Source organism: Rahnella sp. NRRL B-41462 (genome assembly GCF_003263525.1).
In the GTDB taxonomy this organism is placed as follows: domain Bacteria; phylum Pseudomonadota; class Gammaproteobacteria; order Enterobacterales; family Enterobacteriaceae; genus Rahnella; species Rahnella aceris.
This window is the reverse complement of the sequence record NZ_JYDF01000010.1, coordinates 66,735-81,868: the sequence shown is the minus strand read 5'-3', so window position 1 is coordinate 81,868 and position 15,134 is coordinate 66,735. Positions and strand designations below refer to the sequence as shown.

10 protein-coding genes are annotated in these 15,134 nt (G+C 52.6%); 8 read left to right on the top strand and 2 right to left on the bottom strand.

What is annotated here, in order from left to right; all coding sequences use genetic code 11:
* Positions 1-103: 103 nt before the first annotated feature.
* Positions 104-1,249: a porin gene (locus UC14_RS03860; protein WP_112151004.1), complete on the bottom strand. Its 1,146-nt coding sequence runs from the start codon at positions 1,247-1,249 to the stop codon at positions 104-106.
* 689 nt (positions 1,250-1,938) lie between these two features.
* Between UC14_RS03860 and dapB the strand changes: the two genes are divergently transcribed.
* The 6 genes from dapB to kefC all read left to right on the top strand — a co-directional run bounded on the left by dapB (position 1,939) and on the right by kefC (position 13,077).
* Positions 1,939-2,760 carry a 4-hydroxy-tetrahydrodipicolinate reductase gene (dapB, locus tag UC14_RS03855; RefSeq protein WP_013577056.1) on the top strand — a complete coding sequence of 274 codons (822 nt, stop codon included), beginning with the start codon at positions 1,939-1,941 and terminating at the stop codon, positions 2,758-2,760.
* 477 nt (positions 2,761-3,237) lie between these two features.
* The gene (gene carA, locus UC14_RS03850; RefSeq protein WP_013577055.1) at positions 3,238-4,389 is read left to right on the top strand and encodes a glutamine-hydrolyzing carbamoyl-phosphate synthase small subunit; all 1,152 of its coding nucleotides are present in this window, start codon (positions 3,238-3,240) and stop codon (positions 4,387-4,389) included.
* Between the two features lie 16 nt (positions 4,390-4,405).
* Positions 4,406-7,630, top strand: a complete 3,225-nt coding sequence (carB, locus tag UC14_RS03845; protein WP_013577054.1) for a carbamoyl-phosphate synthase large subunit — start codon at positions 4,406-4,408, stop codon at positions 7,628-7,630.
* Between the two features lie 336 nt (positions 7,631-7,966).
* Positions 7,967-10,558: a glycosyl hydrolase family 18 protein gene (locus UC14_RS03840; protein WP_112197250.1), complete on the top strand. Its 2,592-nt coding sequence runs from the start codon at positions 7,967-7,969 to the stop codon at positions 10,556-10,558.
* 118 nt (positions 10,559-10,676) lie between these two features.
* The gene (gene kefF, locus UC14_RS03835) at positions 10,677-11,231 is read left to right on the top strand and encodes a glutathione-regulated potassium-efflux system oxidoreductase KefF (RefSeq protein WP_013577052.1); all 555 of its coding nucleotides are present in this window, start codon (positions 10,677-10,679) and stop codon (positions 11,229-11,231) included.
* On the top strand, positions 11,224-13,077 hold the full coding sequence (kefC, locus tag UC14_RS03830) for a glutathione-regulated potassium-efflux system protein KefC (RefSeq protein WP_037033455.1): 1,854 nt from the start codon (positions 11,224-11,226) through the stop codon (positions 13,075-13,077). Before kefF ends, kefC begins: the two co-directional genes overlap by 8 nt.
* Positions 13,078-13,132: 55 nt before the next feature.
* Here the strand turns inward: kefC and UC14_RS03825 are convergent, their stop codons facing one another.
* Positions 13,133-13,747: a LysE family translocator gene (locus UC14_RS03825; RefSeq protein ID WP_013577050.1), complete on the bottom strand. Its 615-nt coding sequence runs from the start codon at positions 13,745-13,747 to the stop codon at positions 13,133-13,135.
* A 104-nt stretch (positions 13,748-13,851) separates the two neighbouring features.
* On the opposite strand from UC14_RS03825, the gene UC14_RS03820 reads away from it, so the two are divergent.
* Both UC14_RS03820 and UC14_RS03815 read left to right on the top strand, forming a co-directional pair.
* Positions 13,852-14,661, top strand: coding sequence for a threonine/serine exporter ThrE family protein (locus tag UC14_RS03820; protein ID WP_037033454.1), 810 nt, complete (start codon positions 13,852-13,854; stop codon positions 14,659-14,661).
* The gene (locus tag UC14_RS03815) at positions 14,658-15,122 is read left to right on the top strand and encodes a threonine/serine exporter (RefSeq protein ID WP_037033453.1); all 465 of its coding nucleotides are present in this window, start codon (positions 14,658-14,660) and stop codon (positions 15,120-15,122) included. The genes UC14_RS03820 and UC14_RS03815 overlap by 4 nt, the downstream gene beginning before the upstream one ends.
* Positions 15,123-15,134: the final 12 nt, after the last annotated feature.

Sequence of the window (15,134 nt, the reverse complement as noted above, 5' to 3'; positions counted from 1 at the left end):
TAGTCTGGCTTTGCGTACGTGGGATAGATGAAATGGTGTAAAAAGAAAGGGCCAGCCCGTCAATAAGACGTAAAGCTGGCCCCAAAAGTTCAGTCGTTAAGATTTAGAAATCGTAACGCAGACGGATCAGATTCATATCACCGAGATTATCGGTAGAGGACGTGAACACGTGCTCGTAATCAACACGGAAGCCGTAATCGAGCTGGAAGGACACACCCAACCCGTTATCAATACGCTGGTAATTACGGCCGGTTACATAGGTCAGACGGTCACCCATGAAGTACGGCTGAATGGTTTTGACCGCCAGCTGATTGATTGGGAAAGCATACCCCAGGAAGTATTCCAGACCATAAGCATCGCCCGCGAAGAAGCGATCTTCAGTTTTCACACCAGTCGTCAGGAAGTCATGGTAGTAACCGCCACCGAAGGACGCTGTCCAGTTGCCGGGTTTCCAGCTCAGCGCAGTACCAACAATGCTCTGGTTGTAATCTTTAGAGGTGTTGTCGCCCGGGTTTCTCATTTCTGCGTCGGTGTAGTTGTACGCCGTACCCCAGGTCAGATCTTTGGTGATGTGGTAATCCACACCGACAGAACCGCCGCCGTTACGTTTGTAACGCAGCCCGTTTTTGCCGGTGAGCAACTCATTGTCTTCGAACAGGTAAGAGGCATACACATCTGCATCGCCGAAGGTGTTTTTGTATTTCAGCATCTTACGGGAACGGTAAGAACCATCGTAATCGCCGTTCACACCATTACCCGGTGCCTGGGCGAGCATGTCGTAATCCCAGATATCGGTTTTCGCACCGACCACATCGTAATAAACGCTGTTTTGCTGACCGAAGGTCAACTGGCCGTAAGTTTTGCTTTTCAGACCGGTGTAGAGCATGCGACGGCTGGTGTTATGCGCGCCATCTGCGTGGTGATTATCCCAGCCAGTCAGGGCAGGAATATTCACACCCAGCTCGTAGTAGTTAATCCAGCTGATGTCATCAAACAGATAATAATCAGCAGAAAAACGGAAACGTGTACCGCCATCAAAACCATTGGTCTTGTAGTTTTTCACCCCGTTCTGGAACTGGAACTGCGGACGAATACTGCCGCCAACCTGGAAGTTCAGGCGGCTCAGCGGATCGTTCGGCTGCGGGTCTTGTTTAATCAGGGTGATTTCTGCGTGTGCAGCAAAAGAAGCTAAACCAAATAAAAGACCTGCAGTCGCCACTTGTGTGACTTTGTTCAGTTTGAATTTCATGTTAAGTCCCTGTGCCAATATACTGATCTGAAAAATCAGCAACAAAATTGGCAGTGTGTATTTTTTATATTCCCCTTACTGATGACTGTCTGGTAAGGGTGAAGACGCGCCTTATGAAGCCAGGCTACTTATTTTGACTGCCGTTTAAATCAAATTTCGGCAGTTAAAATTAGGTTGCTATTTATTATCATAATCATTGATTTTATCAATATTATTTCGCCATATATAATAAAAATTTAATGTTTCAGATCTAAGAAATGTTTTGTTTGCTGCTTATCTGTCTCACGCAAGGATGTGAATACGCGTTTTCAGAAATCACCGTCATATTCTTCTTTCTCCTTTAATACATATTGTCAGACGGTGCCCTGGGGGAGAGTGATAAAATCAGTGTCGCGAAAGATGCAGGGAGAAGGGCGGACGAAAGCTGAAACTTATGCACTACATTGCATGGTTATGCGAGCCGCATTAAGGCGGGCTTTTTGGTGTTTTTTTGTCCGTTAGTTCCAGTTTTGCCAGTCGTTTAACACAAAATCACAGATTGCGTAACCTGAAACCAGATGGCTTTTACTGATATTAACGGGGCTGTATCATAATTTTCTAATTATGAGGCAATTTTGCTGGCTCCCAGATCGCGGGGTCGATAACCTGATTCTGTTTCACGGCAGAACCACAAAAAGAAGAGAGTAATTATGAGTAACGCTGATATTCGCATGGCTGTTGTTGGCGCGGGTGGCCGTATGGGCCGGCAGCTGATTCAGGCCATCTCTGACGCCGAAGGCGTGGTGTTGGGCGCAGCGCTGGAACGTACCGGTTCTTCCTTAGTGGGCACCGATGCGGGTGAACTGGCTGGCGTGGGTACTGCTGGCATTAAAGTGCATGACAATCTGGATGCCGTGAAGAATGACTTCGATATTTTGATCGACTTCACCCGTCCGGAAGGCACCCTGGCTCATCTGGAATTTTGCCAGAAACACCATAAAGGTATGATTATCGGCACTACGGGCTTTGACGATGCCGGTAAGGCTGCAATTAAGCAGGCTTCTGAGGTCATTCCGGTGGTTTTTGCGGCCAACTTCAGCGTGGGCGTGAATGTTGTCCTCAAGCTGCTGGAAAAAGCGGCCAAAGTCATGGGCGATTACACGGATATTGAAATCGTGGAAGCGCACCACCGTCATAAAGTTGATGCACCATCAGGCACAGCACTGGCAATGGGTGAAGCGATTGCTGATGCGTTAGGGCGTGATCTGAAAGATTGTGCGGTGTATGCCCGTGAAGGTCATACCGGTGAACGTGATCCAAAAAGTATTGGTTTTGCCACCATTCGTGCCGGCGATATCGTCGGTGAACATACCGCGATGTTTGCCGATATCGGGGAGCGTGTTGAGATTACCCATAAGGCTTCCAGCCGTATGACCTTCGCAAATGGCGCAGTTCGTGCAGGAAAATGGCTTTTCTCGCATAAAAGTGGTCTTTATGACATGCGGGATGTCCTTGGTTTAGAAGATTTGTAGTCAACGTTTTAGATGTGATGTGGTTGTTTTGGTCATAATCTTTTGATAAAAGGGCAGTTCCTTGATTGCCCTTCTCTTTTTTATTTAAAATGGCTATTTGGGTTTGTTTTAATTTTGAATCCTGTGTTTTACTGACTTTACCCCGATTTCTCTTGCTGTATTGTTTGTTTTTTGTACTTCCTTGTTTCCCTGAGCTGTAACAAAACTCCTTTCTTCGTCATTTTTCAGACATCCTCTTCCGCAAACGGTTACTATACTGACTTAGGCTGTGTTTTTATGGCAGTGAGAGTCCGTTTTCACTGAGTTGTGCGAAAAACAGAGAAATATTGGCGCTTTTGGTAGACAAACCGAACTGCCATCATTAGAATGCGCGCAATTTGCCAAAAATTGGCTTCGGGAGCGATTTTTGCATTGATTTAGATCGGGTTATCTGAATTAATATGCAGATATTGTGATTTATTATTCTTGGAGGATGCTTTGATAAAGTCAGCGCTATTGGTTCTGGAAGACGGAACCCAATTCCACGGTCGGGCCATCGGGGCAGAAGGGTCGGCAGTGGGGGAAGTGGTCTTCAATACGTCGATGACCGGTTATCAAGAAATCCTCACTGATCCTTCCTATTCCCGCCAGATTGTCACTCTCACTTATCCCCATATCGGTAATGTCGGCACCAATGCCGCTGATGAAGAATCCTCCGCAGTACATGCTCAAGGCTTGGTCATCCGTGATTTACCCCTGATAGCCAGCAACTACCGCAGTGAAGAAAATCTTTCTGATTACCTCAAGCGCAACAATATCGTTGCCATCGCCGATATTGATACCCGCAAACTGACCCGTCTGTTACGCGAAAAAGGCGCACAGAACGGCTGTATTATCGCGGGCGATTCACCGGATGCTGAACTGGCGCTGCAAAAAGCCAAAGCATTCCCGGGCCTGAAAGGCATGGATCTGGCGAAAGAAGTGACCACGACGGAATCTTACCGCTGGCAACAAGGTAGCTGGACTCTGGAAGGCGAACTGCCTGAAGCAAAAAAAGCCGAAGACTTGCCATTCCACGTGGTGGCTTATGACTACGGCGCGAAACGCAATATCCTGCGCATGCTGGTGGATCGCGGATGCCGCCTGACGGTCGTTCCTGCACAGACTCCGGCAGAAGACGTCCTGAAAATGAATCCGGACGGCATCTTCCTGTCCAACGGCCCGGGCGATCCGGAGCCTTGTGATTACGCCATCGCCGCCATCAAAACCTTCCTGGAAACCGACATACCGGTCTTCGGTATCTGCCTCGGCCATCAGTTACTGGCACTCGCCAGCGGCGCGAAGACCGTGAAAATGAAACTCGGCCACCACGGCGGTAACCATCCGGTAAAAGATCTCGATAAAAATATCGTGATGATCACCGCACAGAACCACGGCTTTGCGGTTGATGAATCCGGCCTGCCAGCCAATCTGCGCGTGACGCACAAATCATTGTTTGACCATACGGTGCAGGGTATCCACCGTACCGATAAAGCGGCGTTCAGCTTCCAGGGCCACCCTGAAGCGAGCCCGGGCCCGCACGATGCGGCACCGCTGTTTGACCACTTTATCGAACTGATTGAAGCTTTTCGCACAAACAACGCCAGATAACAGGAGCGAATAAAAAATGCCAAAACGTACAGACATAAAAAGCATCCTGATTCTGGGCGCCGGCCCGATTGTTATCGGCCAGGCTTGTGAATTTGACTACTCCGGCGCACAGGCGTGTAAAGCGCTGCGTGAAGAGGGTTACCGCGTCATTCTGGTGAACTCCAACCCGGCAACGATCATGACTGACCCTGAAATGGCGGATGCGACTTACATCGAGCCGATCCACTGGGAAGTTGTGCGCAAAATTATCGAAAAAGAACGTCCCGATGCCGTGCTGCCAACGATGGGCGGCCAGACCGCACTGAATTGTGCACTGGAACTGGAACGTCAGGGCGTGCTGGAAGAATTCGGTGTGACCATGATTGGCGCGACCGCAGACGCCATTGATAAAGCTGAAGATCGTCGCCGTTTCGACGTGGCGATGAAAAAAATCGGCCTCGACACCGCACGTTCCGGTATTGCACACACGATGGAAGAAGCGCTGGCGGTTGCCGCTGACGTTGGCTTTCCGTGCATCATCCGTCCGTCATTCACTATGGGCGGCACCGGTGGCGGTATTGCGTACAACCGTGAAGAGTTCGAAGAGATTTGCGAACGCGGGCTGGATCTTTCCCCGACCAAAGAGCTGCTGATTGATGAGTCGCTGATTGGCTGGAAAGAGTACGAGATGGAAGTGGTGCGTGATAAAAACGACAACTGCATCATCGTCTGCTCCATTGAAAACTTCGATGCGATGGGCATCCACACCGGTGACTCCATTACCGTGGCGCCAGCGCAGACCCTGACCGACAAAGAATACCAAATCATGCGTAACGCCTCGATGGCGGTGCTGCGTGAAATCGGCGTAGAAACCGGTGGCTCCAACGTTCAGTTCTCGGTGAACCCGAAAAATGGTCGTCTGATTGTTATCGAAATGAACCCGCGTGTCTCCCGTTCCTCAGCCCTGGCCTCCAAAGCGACCGGTTTCCCGATTGCTAAAGTGGCGGCGAAACTGGCGGTGGGTTACACCCTCGATGAGTTGATGAACGATATCACCGGCGGCAAAACGCCAGCGTCGTTTGAACCGTCTATCGACTACGTTGTGACTAAAATTCCTCGCTTCAACTTCGAGAAATTTGCCGGTGCCAACGACCGTCTGACCACGCAGATGAAATCTGTCGGCGAAGTGATGGCGATTGGTCGTACACAGCAGGAATCTCTGCAAAAAGCCTTGCGCGGCCTGGAAGTCGGCGCGAGCGGTTTCGACCCGAAAGTGAGTCTGGATGATCCGGAAGCGCTGACCAAAATTCGTCGTGAACTGAAAGAAGCCGGTGCCGAGCGTATCTGGTATATCGCTGATGCCTTCCGTGCCGGGATGTCTGTTGACGGCATCTTCAACCTGACCAACGTGGACCGCTGGTTCCTGGTGCAGATTGAAGAGCTGGTGAAACTGGAAAATGAAGTGGCCGAGGGCGGCTTCAACATTCTGACCCACGACTACCTGCGCATGCTCAAGCGTAAAGGCTTTGCGGATCTGCGTCTGGCTAAACTGGTCGGCGTGTCAGAAAGCGAAGTGCGCAAACTGCGTCACAAATACAACCTGCACCCGGTCTACAAACGTGTTGATACCTGTGCGGCGGAATTCTCTACCGATACCGCCTACATGTACTCCACGTATGAAGAAGAGTGTGAATCTAACCCGACCAATGATAAGCCAAAAATCATGGTGCTGGGCGGTGGTCCAAACCGTATCGGTCAGGGTATCGAGTTCGATTATTGCTGCGTACACGCCTCGCTGGCGCTGCGTGAGGACGGTTACGAAACCATCATGGTTAACTGTAACCCGGAAACTGTGTCTACCGATTATGATACCTCTGACCGCCTGTACTTCGAATCCGTCACTCTGGAAGACGTGCTGGAAATCGTGCGTATCGAACAGCCGAAAGGCGTGATTGTTCAGTACGGCGGCCAGACTCCGCTGAAACTGGCGCGTGAACTGGAAGCCGCTGGCGTGCCAATTATCGGCACCAGCCCGGATGCCATCGACCGCGCCGAAGACCGTGAACGTTTCCAGCAGGCGGTTAACCGTCTGGGCCTGAAACAACCGGCAAACGCCACAGTCGCGACTATCGAACAGGCTGTTGAGAAAGCTGCGGGTATCGGTTATCCGCTGGTGGTACGTCCGTCTTATGTTCTGGGTGGCCGCGCGATGGAAATCGTATACGACGAAATCGACCTGCGCCGTTACTTCCAGAACGCCGTCAGCGTGTCGAACGACGCACCGGTTCTGCTGGACCGTTTCCTTGACGACGCCGTAGAAGTTGACGTTGATGCTATCTGCGACGGTGAGCGCGTGCTGATTGGCGGTATCATGGAGCACATCGAACAGGCGGGCGTTCACTCCGGTGACTCTGCATGTTCGCTGCCGTGCTACACGCTGAGCAAAGAGATTCAGGATGTGATGCGTCAGCAGGTCGAGAAACTGGCCTTCGAGCTGAGCGTTCGCGGCCTGATGAACGTCCAGTTCGCCGTGAAGAACAACGAAGTCTACCTGATTGAAGTCAACCCGCGTGCTGCACGTACCGTTCCGTTCGTGTCCAAAGCGACCGGTGTGGCGCTGGCAAAAGTCGCCGCGCGCGTGATGGCAGGTCAGACTCTGGCAGAGCAGGGCATTACCGAAGAAGTCATCCCGCCTTACTACTCCGTGAAAGAAGTGGTGTTGCCGTTCAACAAATTCCCTGGCGTTGACCCGATTCTTGGGCCGGAAATGCGTTCTACCGGTGAAGTGATGGGCGTTGGCCGTACCTTCGCAGAAGCCTTTGCCAAAGCGCAACTGGGAAGCAACTCCGGCATGAAGAAAGCCGGACGCGCACTGTTGTCGGTTCGTGAAGGCGACAAAGGCCGTGTGGTGGATCTGGCCGCGAAACTGCTGAAACGCGGTTTCGAGCTGGATGCGACTCACGGTACTGCGGTAGTGCTGGGCGAAGCCGGGATTAACCCGCGTCTGGTCAACAAGGTGCATGAAGGCCGTCCGCATATTCAGGACCGTATCAAGAACGGCGAATATGTGTATATCGTGAACACCACGGCGGGTCGTCAGGCGATTGAAGACTCCAAGCTTATCCGTCGCAGTGCGCTGCAATACAAAGTGCATTACGACACTACGCTGAACGGTGGTTTCGCGACGGCAATGGCATTATCTTCTGACCCGACTGAACAGGTGATTTCAGTGCAGGAAATGCACGCCAAAATCAGCAAATAAGTATCTTCTGTTTCCATCCGGTCGTTAAGACGCCCGCTCCCGCAAGGGGCGGGCTTTTTTTTTATATGTGTTTGGCTAAAATGTTAAATATAATCATTAAGTATGTTTATCATTAAAGTTATATTTTTTATGTATGAAAGTCTTCATATGAAAGTGAATTTATCATAAGTTATTATTTTAGATCGATATTTTGTGTTAATGTGATGGGTGTCATGATGTTTTAATGTTTAATTATTGTTATGTTTTTGTTCCTGATTTTATACTCGGAGCTTGGGTTAGTTCACATCGAGAATTAACCCTTCTTGCAGCGCTTTCAGTCAAAATGAGGAATTTCACATGTACAAAACACCTGTCACCCTTCTGGCTTTACTCATCGGCGCGGTTCTTGCGCCGGTCTCACAGGCGGCACTTCCCGGAAAGCCGACACTCGGTGCGGATGAAACCACCTTTGCCATCATTGATATCAATCAGTCCGCCTCGGCCTACAATCAACTGGTCACTGTAAAGAATGCGGCGGATGTCACCGTCACCTGGAATTTGTGGACCGGCGATGCAGGGCAGACGGCCAAAGTGTTACTGAACGGTGCGCAGGTCTGGAGCGGCCCTTCCGGCGCAACGGGCAGCGCCACGTTTGCTGTCAATAAAGGCGGGCGCTATCAGTTGCAGGTTGCGTTATGTAACAGCGAAGGCTGTACCACCAGTGACGCCAAACAAATTGTAGTGGCGGATACCGATGGCAGCCATTTGCTACCATTGACCAGCACGCTGAAGGAAAACAACCAGCCTTATAACAATAAATCCGGCAAGGTCGTAGGCGCTTATTTTGTCGAGTGGGGCGTGTACGGTCGCGGGTTCCCGGTGGATAAAATCCCTGCGCAGAACCTGACTCATATCCTGTACGGCTTTACGCCGATTTGCGGCGGGGATGGGATTAACGACAGCTTAAAAAGCATTGAGGGCAGTTTTCAGGCCTTGCAACGCGCCTGTGCAGGGCGTCAGGATTTTAAAGTCGCGATCCATGATCCCTGGGCTGCAGTGCAAATGCCTCAGCAAGGTGTCAGTGAATATTCTGCGCCTTACAAAGGCAATTTCGGCCAGCTGATGGCGCTGAAGAAAGCCTACCCGAATCTGAAAATTGTCCCTTCCATCGGTGGCTGGACGCTATCCGACCCGTTCTATTTCATGAAAGACAAAGCGAAGCGGGATGTTTTTGTGGCCTCGGTGAAGGAGTTTCTGCAAACCTGGAAATTCTTCGACGGTGTGGATATCGACTGGGAATTTCCGGGCGGTGGCGGTGAAAATCCTGCACTGGGCAGCACGGCGGATGGAGATACCTATGTGCAGCTGATGAAAGAGCTGCGGACTATGCTCAATGAATTATCCGCCCAAACAGGAAAAACCTATGAACTGAGTTCGGCGATCAGTGCAGGCCGGGACAAAATTGATAACGTGGATTACAGCGCCGCGCAGCAGTATATGGATCATATTTTCCTGATGAGCTATGACTTCTATGGTGCTTTCTCACTGACGACGCTGGGACACCAAACTGCGTTGTACGGCTCCGCCTCGAAACCCGATACCGATTACACCACCGATCATGGCGTGCAGGCGTTGCTTTCACAGGGTGTGACGCCAGGCAAAATTGTAGTGGGTGCGGCCATGTATGGGCGCGGCTGGACGGGGGTGAAGAATTTCCAGAATAACGATCCTTTCACCGGGACCGCGACCGGCCCGACCGCCGGTACCTGGGAAAATGGCATTCTTGATTACCGTCAGGTGGCGAAACTTAAAGCCAACAGTGACTGGCAGTACAAGTATGATGCCGCAGCTGAAGCACCGTATTTGTGGAAGCCTTCCACCGGCGATTTGATCACTTACGACGACAACCGTTCAGTGGTCGCGAAAGGTAAATATGTTTTGGCTAATCAGCTGGGTGGCCTGTTTGCATGGGAAATTGATGCGGATAATGGCGATATTTTAAATGCCATGCATGAAGGCTTAGGGAATGGCACCGGCGGCGGCACGACGAACCTTGCGCCGCTGGCCAGTGCCGGGACAAATCAGAACGTGACCGGTCCGTTGACCGTGACGCTCGATGGTTCTGCTTCCCGTGATCCGGAAAATGCAGCCCTGACGTATTTGTGGACTAAAGTCTCCGGGCCTGCGGTGACGCTGACCAATGCAGACAAAGCCAAAGCGCAGTTTAACGTCCTTACTACCGCGCAAGATCAGGTGTGGGTATTCCAGCTGAAAGTGACCGATCCGCAAGGGCTGAGCGCCACGGCGCAGGTTCAGGTGACAAACTCGGCGGTTCAGGCGAACCAGCCGCCGGTGGTGACGTTGCCGGCGACCATGGCTGTAACGGCAGGTAATACCTTCGCGCTGGTGGCACAGGCGACGGATGCCAATAACGATCCGCTCACGTATCAGTGGACGTTGCCCGCCGGTCTGAGCGCCAGCTCGCTGACCACCAGCTCCATCAACGTTACCGCTCCGGCGGTCACCAGCAGCACAGTGTATCCGGTCAGTGTGATGGTCAGCGATGGAAAATCATCCACGTCTGCCAGCTTACAACTGACGGTTAACCCGGCGAGCACGGGCGGGTGTGGTGTGACAACGGATCCTGCGGCGGCGCAAGTGCCTGCCTGGGACAGCAGCAAAATCTACAATACCGGCGATGCCGTCAGCTACACCCAGCTGATATGGAAGGCGAAATACTGGACACAAAACAACCCGCCATCGCGCAGCAGCGATCAGTGGCAACTCGTCAGCAATATCACATTGCCTTACGACAATGCGGCCACCTATGTTCAGGGGGAAATGGCCACTTACGGCGGCCATAACTGGAAAGCGAAGGTCTGGACTCGGGGTGTCACGCCGGTTGCAGGTGACAACTGGCTGGATCTCGGGGCAGTCAGTTGTCCGTGAATCCTTTCATGTAAATCGACAGGGCCTGAGGGCCCTGTTTTTCATCGTATTTACGGCAGTTAATAAATGTTAAAAATACTTTATGATGAATGCATATTTTGTCGATATGAGTTCACAGATGATTTTAATAATTTACGCCCATCCCTATCCGCGCCATTCAAGAGCCAATCAGGGGCTGCTGTCGGCAGTCAGTGATTTGCCCAACGTCGAAGTGCGTTCGCTCTACGACCTCTATCCCGATTTCAATATCGACATTGCCGCTGAACAGAAAGCCGTTGAACGTGCAGATCTGGTGGTCTTCCAGCATCCGCTCCAGTGGTACAGCTTGCCGCCACTGATGAAACTGTGGATCGACAAAGTGCTCGAGCACGGCTGGGCGTACGGCCATGAAGGCAATGCCTTAAATGGCAAACATTGCTTGTGGGCGGTAACGACCGGCGGTAACGAGCACCATTTCGAGCTGGGTGATCACCCCGATTTTGACGTGCTGGCGCAGCCGTTACAGGCGACAGCCATTTATTGCGGCATGCACTGGCTGCCGTATTTCGCCGTGCACAACACCTTCATTTGCGATGAAGTGGCGCTGAAAGCGGCGGGAGAAGAATACCGCCGTCGTTTAACCGCCTGCCTGAGTCTGAAAGAAGGCTGCCCGCCGGAGGTGAGCCTTGGATAACCATAACCTGATGATTGAAGGCCTGATTTATCTCGGCTCGGCGGCGCTGTTTGTGCCGATTGCGGTACGTCTGGGTCTGGGTTCTGTGCTCGGTTACCTGATTGCGGGCTGCATTATCGGCCCGTGGGGGCTGAAACTGGTCTCTGATGCCGAATCAATTCTGACCTTTGCGGAGATCGGCGTGGTGCTGATGCTGTTTGTCATCGGACTTGAGCTGGATCCCAAACGGTTGTGGACGATGCGTGCCTCGGTTTTCGGCGGCGGCAGCATTCAGATGGTGGGCTGCGGCGCAGTGCTCAGCGCATTCTGTTATTTCCTCGGACTGGACTGGAAAATCGCCCTGTTGATCGGCCTGACGCTGGCGCTTTCTTCAACGGCCATTGCCATGCAGGCGATGAGTGAGCGCAGCCTGACGGCTTCCCCCATTGGCCGCAGCGCTTTTGCGGTGTTGCTGTTCCAGGATATCGCCGCCATCCCGCTGGTGGCGATGATCCCCTTACTGGCGAGCACCGGCGAAGCCACAACGCTGATGAGTTTTGGTTTGTCAGCGGCAAAAGTGGCCGGTGCGCTGGTGCTGGTGGTGTTGCTCGGGCGCTATGTCACGCGGCCCTTGCTGCACTTCGTGGCGCGCTCCGGCATGCGTGAAGTGTTCAGTGCCGTTGCGCTGTTTCTGGTATTCGGCTTCGGTATTCTGCTGGAAATGGCCGGTATGTCAATGGCGATGGGCGCGTTTCTGGCGGGTGTCTTGCTGGCAAGTTCTGAATACCGTCACGCGCTGGAAAGTGATATTCAGCCGTTCAAGGGGCTGCTTCTCGGGCTGTTCTTTATCGGCGTCGGCATGTCTATCGACTTCGGCACGCTGGTCCATCAGCCGCTGCTTATTGCCACATTGCTGGTCGGTTTTATGGCGCTGAAAGCCGCCTTGTTGTGGCTGGTTGCGCCATGGCTGGGTGTGCCGAAAAAGCAGCGCGGCCTGTTTGCCATCTTAATCGGGCAGGGCAGTGAGTTCGCGTTTGTGATTTTCAGCACCGCTCAAATGGCAGGTGTGTTGCCGGTAGAATGGTCGAAGGCCCTGACGCTGGCTGTGGCGCTTTCCATGGCGGTGACGCCATTGCTGCTGGTACTGTCCGCGCGCCTTGAGCGCAATGCGCCGAAGGATGACCGTCCGCATGACACCATTGATGATGAGAACGCGCAGGTAATTATTGCCGGTTTCGGGCGCTTTGGTCAGATTGCCGGTCGTTTACTGCTGGCAAATAACGTCCACACGGTGGTCCTGGATCACGATCCTGATCACATCGAAACGCTGCGTAAATTTGGCACCAAAGTGTTTTACGGCGACGCCACACGCGTTGATTTGCTGGAGTCCGCCGGTGCCGCGCAGGCGAAGGTTCTGATTAATGCCATCGACGATGTGGAAGCCAACCTTCAGCTGACGGCGCTGGCGAAAGAGCATTTCCCGAATCTGAAAGTGATTGCCCGCGCCCGTGATGTCGATCACTGGTATCAGTTGCGTCAGTTGGGTGTCGAAGCGCCGGAACGTGAACTGTTTGAAGGCTCCTTGCGCGTCGGCCGCGATGTGCTGGAGGCGCTGGGGCTGGATGCGTACGAAGCCCGCGAGAAGGCAGATCTGTTCCGCCGCTATAACCTGAAAATGCTGGAGGCTACTATCGAGAATTACGAAGATACTGAGTTCCGTATCGCCAGCATGCAGCGTGCGAAAGATATGCTGACAGCCGCTATCGAGCAGGATCAGGAGCGTCTGGCTTCTGGTCAGCAACAGGGCTGGCGTGGCAGTATTGACGGAAAAGCGCCTGAGAAAGAGGTGATTGAAGCGAAGGGCTAAGCCGCCGTTAAAACAGAAAACCGGTGCCTGATGCACCGGTTTTTTCTTTCTGAACTCAGCTCAGTGCGACTTTAATGCCCAAACCGATCAGTACACCGCCCAGCAGTTTATCGATAAGTTTCTGCGCTTTCGCCAGACCACGACGCACCGGCGGGCTCTGGATAAGTAACGCCAGCGAAGGCCACCAAATGGCCGACAAACCGACGATTATAGAGGCGTACCACAGCTTTTCACCGAAGGTGGAGTTAATCTGCAAGACTTGCGTAAACATCGCCAGGAAGAAAAGTGTCGCCTTTGGATTGAGCAGGTTACACAGATAACCCTGCACGAACGCGGTGCGCAGTTTTACCTGCTGTGGCTCCAGTCCGTCGAGGTTCATTTTGCTGTTGCTGCGGGAAAACAACGCCTGAATACCGACCCAGATCAGATAAGCCGCACCGACGTATTTCAGTAAATCAAATAACCACGGCGTGGTGGTGATCACCACTGCCAGACCGGCCACGCAGTAAGACATATGCGTAATCACACCACAAATAACACCCAGTGACGTCATGAGTGCCGCGATGCGCGGATAGCGGGCCGCATTTTTGATGACCAGAAAGAAATCGGGACCGGGAGAAAGCATGCCGAGGAAGGCGATACTGGCAACAAAAAGGGTGGTTTCAAGCATGAAAATAACCGTCGTCAATGTTCGGAACAAAAGAAGGCGGCATGATACGCCAATCCTCAGTAAGTTAAATCACTCTTATTGCTTTTTTGCGGGCGGTGAATGGTATGCAGGATCCGGTCATAGAATACCCGGTGCGTGAAAGCCCCGAGGCGCATCATCAACGTGAAATTACCCGTTTGTGCATCGAATGTGCCCTGATGCTGTTGCAGCATGGTGCCGAAAGTATGCTGGTCGAACAGCTGTCGGCGAGGCTTGGCGTCGCGCTGGGAATGGACCGGGTGGAAAGCTCGATCTCCGCCAATGCCATTGTGCTCAGCACCTTAAGCGGCGGTTATTGTCTGACCTCGACGCGTAAAAATGTTGACCGCGGGATCAACATGCAGGTTGTGACACAAGTCCAACATACGGTGATCCTGGCCGAGCATAAACTGCTCGACAGTCAACTGGTGGCAAAACGCCTGCAAAAAATCAAACCGCTGCGGTATCCGCGCTGGCTGATGATCCTGATGGTGGCGCTCTCCTGCGGGTGTTTCAGCAAACTTAATGGTGGCGGCTGGGATGCATTCATTGTCACTTTTTTTGCCAGCGGCGTCGCCATGGCCGTACGCCAGAGCCTTACTGCACGGCATATGAATCCGCTCATCAACTTTTGCTGCACGGCATTCGTGGCGACTTCCATTTCAGGGTTGCTGTTGCGGCTGGGCATTTTTCAGCAGTCATCAAACGTCGCAATGGCTGCCAGCGTGTTATTGCTGGTGCCGGGGTTTCCGCTGATTAATGCCGTGGCGGATATGTTCAAAGGGCATGTGAATACCGGACTGGCGCGCTGGACTATGGCCAGCCTGCTGACACTGGCGACCTGCATTGGTGTGGTCATGGCAATGGCATTGTGGGGTTTACGGGGGTGGTCATGAGCCTTTTATGGGCACTGATTCAGGATATGCTTTTCGCTGCCGTGCCCGCACTGGGCTTTGCGATGGTGTTTAATGTGCCGCCGCGGGCATTACGTTATTGCGCACTGCTCGGCGCAGTTGGCCATGGCACGCGGATGTTGCTGATCCACGGCGGGATAAACATCGAATGGGCCTCCCTGCTGGCAGCTATACTGATTGGCATTATGGGCATTCGATGGTCACGCTGGTTACTGGCGCATCCTAAAGTTTTCACCGTTGCCGCTGTTATACCGATGTTCCCCGGCATTTCTGCCTACACGGCGATGATCTCAGTCGTGGAGATTTCGCATCTGGGCTACAGCGAAGCATTGCTATCGACGGCACTCACCAATTTTCTGAAAGCCAGTTTTATCGTCGGGGCATTATCTATCGGATTATCGTTACCGGGATTGTGGCTGTACCGTAAACGCCCCGGTGTGTAAGCGTTGTTGTAC

Excerpts from the sequence above, each read along its gene's own strand:
- UC14_RS03820 (WP_037033454.1), top strand. The coding sequence starts at position 13,852 with ATGCAGGATCCGGTCATAGAATACCCGGTGCGTGAAAGCCCCGAGGCG.
- kefF (WP_013577052.1), top strand. The coding sequence starts at position 10,677 with ATGATTTTAATAATTTACGCCCATCCCTATCCGCGCCATTCAAGAGCC.
- dapB (WP_013577056.1), top strand. The coding sequence starts at position 1,939 with ATGAGTAACGCTGATATTCGCATGGCTGTTGTTGGCGCGGGTGGCCGT.
- UC14_RS03860 (WP_112151004.1), bottom strand. The coding sequence starts at position 1,249 with ATGAAATTCAAACTGAACAAAGTCACACAAGTGGCGACTGCAGGTCTT.
- UC14_RS03815 (WP_037033453.1), top strand. The coding sequence starts at position 14,658 with ATGAGCCTTTTATGGGCACTGATTCAGGATATGCTTTTCGCTGCCGTG.
- UC14_RS03840 (WP_112197250.1), top strand. The coding sequence starts at position 7,967 with ATGTACAAAACACCTGTCACCCTTCTGGCTTTACTCATCGGCGCGGTT.
- carB (WP_013577054.1), top strand. The coding sequence starts at position 4,406 with ATGCCAAAACGTACAGACATAAAAAGCATCCTGATTCTGGGCGCCGGC.
- UC14_RS03825 (WP_013577050.1), bottom strand. The coding sequence starts at position 13,747 with ATGCTTGAAACCACCCTTTTTGTTGCCAGTATCGCCTTCCTCGGCATG.